The 5823-nt window shown below is 58.0% G+C and carries 6 protein-coding genes; all 6 read left to right on the top strand.

Annotated elements, in window-relative coordinates:
* Window positions 1-733, top strand: a 733-nt coding sequence (larE, locus tag ABYV26_RS18930; protein WP_372682918.1) for an ATP-dependent sacrificial sulfur transferase LarE, incomplete at its 5' end; no start/stop codon positions are given.
* Between the two features lie 271 nt (window positions 734-1004).
* Window positions 1005-1478, top strand: a complete 474-nt coding sequence (locus ABYV26_RS18935; protein WP_372682919.1) for a GNAT family N-acetyltransferase — start codon at window positions 1005-1007, stop codon at window positions 1476-1478.
* Between the two features lie 48 nt (window positions 1479-1526).
* Window positions 1527-2762, top strand: a complete 1236-nt coding sequence (locus ABYV26_RS18940; RefSeq protein WP_372682920.1) for an FtsX-like permease family protein — start codon at window positions 1527-1529, stop codon at window positions 2760-2762.
* Window positions 2763-2857: 95 nt separating this feature from the next.
* A complete protein-coding gene (locus ABYV26_RS18945) occupies window positions 2858-3562 on the top strand; it encodes a hypothetical protein (protein ID WP_372682921.1) in 705 nt (234 codons plus the stop codon).
* On the top strand, window positions 3555-4085 hold the full coding sequence (locus ABYV26_RS18950; RefSeq protein ID WP_372682922.1) for a C40 family peptidase: 531 nt from the start codon (window positions 3555-3557) through the stop codon (window positions 4083-4085). The genes ABYV26_RS18945 and ABYV26_RS18950 overlap by 8 nt, the downstream gene beginning before the upstream one ends.
* Window positions 4086-4287: 202 nt before the next feature.
* Window positions 4288-5823: DEAD/DEAH box helicase (locus ABYV26_RS18955; RefSeq protein ID WP_372682923.1), on the top strand; the 1536-nt coding region annotated here is incomplete at its 3' end.

Below are 5823 nucleotides of genomic sequence, written 5' to 3' on the forward strand. Positions count from 1 at the left end.
CGAAGCCCATGCTGTGCTCGGCCAAGGCGTCATCGCCGTCACGGCGCGGTCTCCCATCCACCCTGAGGCGGACATCGCCGATGCGGCAAAGATTGCCGCCAAATTGGGCGTGCCCCATTTAATCATCGATTCCGGCGAAATGGAGCGGGCTGAATTTCTTGCCAATACCCCGGAGCGGTGCTACATCTGCAAAAAGTTGGTTTTCGGGCATTTGCTGGCGCTGATCCGGGAAAAGGGGTTTCAATACCTGGCTCACGGTGCCAACGTCGATGACCGTGGCGACTATCGTCCCGGACTGCGGGCCGCCCGTGAACTGGGTGTAGCCGCACCGCTGATGGACGCGGGGCTGACCAAGGATGATATTCGCCGAATGGCCAGAGACCGCCGGTTGCCGGTCTGGGACAAGCCGGCCATGACATGCCTGGCCACCCGGTTTCCTTACGGAACGCCCATTGATGCCGTCAACATCGATCAAGTCCGCCGCGCTGAGCAGGTGCTTGCTGACGCCGGGCTTGTCGGTTTTCGCGTGCGTCACCACGGGGACGTCGCCCGGATCGAAGTGGCCTTGGACCAACTGCCGAGACTGGTGGTTGATCCATTGAGGCGCCATATCGTCGAATCCATGCGCAAGATAGGATTTCATTACGTCTCCCTTGACCTCGAGGGTTATGCCTCCGGCAGTATGAACCGGGTGCTCGACGATGACCAAGACACCCGCACACCCACTAGCTGATGAACGCGTAAAAAGTCGCATTTCCGACGGATTCGTAAAAAGCCCGAGATCAAGGCTTGCGGGCCGCGAAAGCGAGTTTCGGCGAGCGAATTGAAAATCGATCAAGATCCTTACGGCGAACATTTATGTTCCATCCTGAGAATACCGCTAACGCGGGTGCCGTGGGCAGGGTACTTAAGGTACGCCGCAGTGACGAAGGATGAAGCGTAACGCAGGTATCTGACTTTTTACGACTCCGTCAATAGCTGAAGCAACCCAGCGAGAGACCACCATGACCGATCTTCTTGTCAAGCTTTATGATCTGCCCGACCCGGGCGCGCAGTTGGCGGCATTGGCCGAAAAGGACATCGTTGTGCGGCGGGCCATGGCCAGTGAAAAAAACCGGGTTGTCGGATGGACACAGCATCGTTTTGGCGATGGGTGGGCTGCCGAGTGTGATCTGGCATTTGCCCGGCAGCCGATCGCCTGCATGGTCGCGCTTTCCGGTGATCGATTGGCAGGGTTTGCCTGCCACGACAGCACATGCCGCAATTTTTTCGGCCCCATCGGCATCGATCCTGACCTGCGTGCCAAGGGCGTCGGCCGTGCCGTGTTGCTGGCCACCTTGCACGCCATGGCCGATGTCGGCTATGCCTATGCCATCATCGGCGGCGCCGGACCGATTGCCTTTTTTGAAAAGTGCGTGGGCGCCGCACCCATACCCGGTTCGACACCTGGCATCTACCGGCCAACCCTAAAAAAATAGGTCGGCGGAAAGGTCGACCCTTCATTGGTTCTCATCAGGAAATCATCCATGTCTTTTACTTGGTTCGTGGGCGCCCGCTATCTCAGGGCGCGGAAAAAACAGGCGTTCATATCGCTGATCACCTTTCTGGCCACCGCTGGCATCGCCGTGGGCGTGATGGCCCTGATCGTCGTCATCGCCGTGATGACCGGGTTTGAATCTGAATTGCAAAACCGAATTCTGGGTATTGAATCGCATGTGCTGGTGATGCGTTACGGCGAATCGGTGTCGGATATCGAAGCCACGGCGGCGCAGATCAGCGCCACCGACGGGATTTTGTCGGTCACGCCGTTTATCTATACCCAGGTGATGCTGCGAAGCCCCCATGGCGTGACCGGTGCGGTGTTGAAGGCCCTTGATCCATCCCTGCCTGGCCCGCCCATTTTCGTCGGCAAAAACATGGCCCTCGTCGACGTACTGGCGGATGCTGCGGCTAGTGAATCTGATGGAAAAGGGCCCGGATTGGTGGTCGGGCGGGTTACCGCCGAGCGGCTGAAAGTCGCCGTTGGCGACCCCGTCTATCTCATATCTCCCCTGGGAAAGGCGGCTGCCGCCAACCAGATGCCCACGGTGATGCGCTTTTCCGTAGCCGGCATTTTTGAAACGGGTATGAACGAATATGACGGCGCCATGTCCTTTGTCCGCCTGGATGTCGCCCAGCGCCTGCTCCAGATGCCGGGTCAGGCAACCGGTTTGGAGGTGCGAGTTGCCGATATATACCAGGCCAAAGCGATTGCCGAAGCCATCGTTGCTCGTGTCGGTTTTCCCTACTGGGCGCGGGACTGGATGGAGATGAACCGCAATCTGTTTTCCATGCTGCGGCTCCAAAAAACGGTGATGTACATCATTTTGACGCTCATTGTGGTCGTGGCCGCTTTCAACATCGCCAGCGCCCTGATCATGATGGTGATGGAAAAGACTAAAGATATCGCAATCTTGAAGACCATTGGAGCCACCAATCGCCATATTCGACGAATTTTCGTATTCAAAGGGCTGGTGATCGGCAGCCTGGGAACCGCCATCGGCGGGGTGCTGGGGTTTATTCTGTGCAGCATCCTGAAACATTACCCGTTCATTAAACTGCCCGGCGATGTCTACTTTCTCACCACGCTGCCGGTAAGTCTGCAGTTGATGGATGTCATGACCATCGGCCTGTCCACCGTGGTGATCTGCTTTTTGGCCACCTTGTACCCGGCAGCCAGCGCCTCGGCCCTCGATCCAGTGGACGGGATCCGTTATGGTTGAATTGCAGTTGTTTGGCGTGGAACTTGCTATGATTTATGTGAAATCAACAGCGGACAATCATCGGCGCTGTTAAGCACCCGGACCGTGAGACGCCCATGAAGGACAATGCATACTGGTTCAACTACGACATCGAACTCGAGGACGGCCAGCGTACGCGTTTTCACATCGCCCTGAATCCGTCCACCCTGACCATGATGCCGGCGTCACCCGAACCCTATCCATCCTGGACACAGCTTTCTTTCCAACAGTGTAAATGCTGCCCGCTGTCTTCCCAAACGCACCTGTACTGCCCCATTGCCGTGAATATCACCGGACTGGTGGATCGGTTCAAGGATATCCTTTCACATAAAAACTGCGTGGTCGTCTGTGAAACCGCCCACCGCACCTATTCCAAAAGAACCTCGGCCATGGAGGGGTTGACCTCGGTTTTCGGCATCGTCATGGCCACCAGCAACTGCCCGGTGATGAATTTCCTCAAACCCATGGCCCGCTTTCATCTCCCCTTTGCATCCGTTGAAGAGACCACGGCGCGCAGTACCTCGCTGTTCCTGTTGGGTCAGTATTTCGAATACAAAAAGGGCCGCGTGAACCGTTTTGACTTCGATTCCCTCGAAAAAAGTTACGCCAGGGCGCAGTTGGTCAGCGAGGGCTTGTTGGCGCGCATCAGCAGTTTAGGAAACCAGGATGCGGATAAAAATGCCATCATCACCCTGCATTGCATATCCCAGTTTCTCTCCTCGGAGATTGATTTCAGCCTGACCACCATCGCCCACCTGTTTGAAAGGGGGTCAGATGTTTGACGCCGGCACCTGCCGCAGCGATTCCGACCGGTTTCTGCACAGCGGGGCCATGGCCCTCCTGTTTCTGATGTTGCTGGCGCTGATGACCACCGGATGCGCAACCACCACCCGCGACTCTGGAGCCGTGTTTTCGCGGCCTGACACATCCGGGCTGGCGCAGATGCTGCGCGCCGAGATCCAGTCCTGGCTGGGGACCCCTCATCGGATGGGCGGTCTGAACCGTCGGGGCATCGATTGCTCGGGACTGGTGGTCGTTTTGTACGACGACCTGTTTGACATGCGGCTGCCCAGGACCACCACCGCTCTGATGCGCCAAGGTCGGCGAGTGGACGCGCGCCACCTGACCGCCGGGGACCTCGTTTTTTTTAAACCTGCCGCCAAATTCCACCACGTGGGCATCTATCTGGACCAAGGCGAATTTGTTCACACCTCCACCAGCAACGGGGTAATGCTCTCCCGAATGGACGATGACTTTTGGCGCCAATGCTATCTGACCAGTCGGCGACTGCTGGCGCTCGATTAACCAATAGCCCTTGCAATTCGTGGCTGATATTCGTATATTAACGCGGGCCTTGATCTCGGGCCCGATTTATTTAGGGCCCCGGGCCCCTAAAGAACGGTCAAAGGCGCCCACAGATGGGCCAACCTGCCGTATAGCAGGCTGTTGAATAACGATTTTCGAGACCCTGTTAGAGAAATGAAAGGATTTGTAGGTTAGCCGAATTTTGATAGGAAAACTGATTAACGCCATAAGGGGCCGGCTATTCGACAGCGGTCGCCCCAAAACTGCCGATCCGCCTGAAAAGAGTAGCTCACCGACACCCGCAGCACCATCGGAAATCAGTCCTGGACCGAAAAATAAGCGGTTTTCCCGCCCAACACCGCAAGGCACGGAGGCGACGCGCCCAACCGATACCGATTCGCCTCCGGGGAAAAAGTCGCCCACATCGGCCGTCGCATGGCATCCGGGTCTGTTTCAGGTTCCCGAGGAAGCGGGCAAGACCCGGTTCCACGACCTGGACCTTCCCGATCCAATCATGCACGCCATTGCCGACACTGGGTTTCAGTACTGCACCCCCATCCAGGCGGAGATCATGCCGTCTGCCTTAAAGGGGCGGGATGCTTTCGGTCGCGCCCAGACCGGCACCGGCAAGACCGCCGCATTTCTCATCACGGTCCTTACACGGATGCTGGCCAATCCCATCGAGGGGAAAAGACCTGCCGGCACGCCCCGGGTGCTCATCATCGCACCGACCCGTGAACTGGTGCTGCAGATCGCCGACGAAGCCAATCTCCTTTCCACCTATTGTTCCTTTTCCATTGTCAGTGTATTCGGGGGCATGGACTACGAAAAGCAGCGACGGCAACTGCACGGCAAGCCGGTGGACATCATTGTGGCCACCCCGGGCCGTCTGCTGGATTTCAAGCGTCGCAGGGATCTGAACCTGAACCGGGTGGAGATGCTGATTCTCGACGAAGCGGACCGCATGCTCGACATGGGGTTCATTCCCGATGTGCGCCAGATTGTTTACAGCACGCCGCATAAAAACAAGCGGCAGACCCTGTTTTTCAGCGCCACGCTCACGCCGGATGTCACCCGGCTGAGTGCCAGCTGGACCCGGGACCCCCTGTCCGTCGAGATCGAACCGGAACAGGTGGCGGTGGACACGGTGGAGCAGGTGGTCTACATCATCACCACCGACGAGAAGTTCTCCTTGACCTATAACATCATCACCCGGCAGAATTTGGACCGCGTGCTGGTCTTCTGCAACCGCCGCGATGAAACCCGACGGCTGGCTGAAATGCTGGACCGCTACCAGATCAACTGTGCGGTGCTGTCCGGCGAAGTCCCACAGAATAAGCGGATCCGCACCCTGGAGCAGTTCAAGTCCGGCAAGATCCGTGTGCTGGTGGCCACGGATGTGGCCGGTCGGGGCATTCACATCGAGGGAATGGATTACGTCATCAACTTCACGCTGCCCCACGATGCCGAAGACTACGTTCACCGCATTGGCCGCACCGGCCGCGCCGGGGCAGCCGGTACCTCCATCAGCTTTGCCTGTGAGGAGGACTCTTTTTACCTGCCGGCTATCGAGGCGTTCATCGGTCATTCACTGCCCTGCATCCAACCCGAAGAGGGATGGCTCGAACTGCCGCCGGCGCCGCGCCGGCGGCGCGCCAAACCCCCATCTAAACCCCGCAGCGCCGGGCAGAAAAAAAGACGGCCGCGACCGCGTCAGGGGGACGGGGCCAAGCGACCA

Origin of the sequence: Desulfosarcina sp. (assembly GCF_041551955.1) — a bacterium.
GTDB lineage: Bacteria > Desulfobacterota > Desulfobacteria > Desulfobacterales > Desulfosarcinaceae > Desulfosarcina.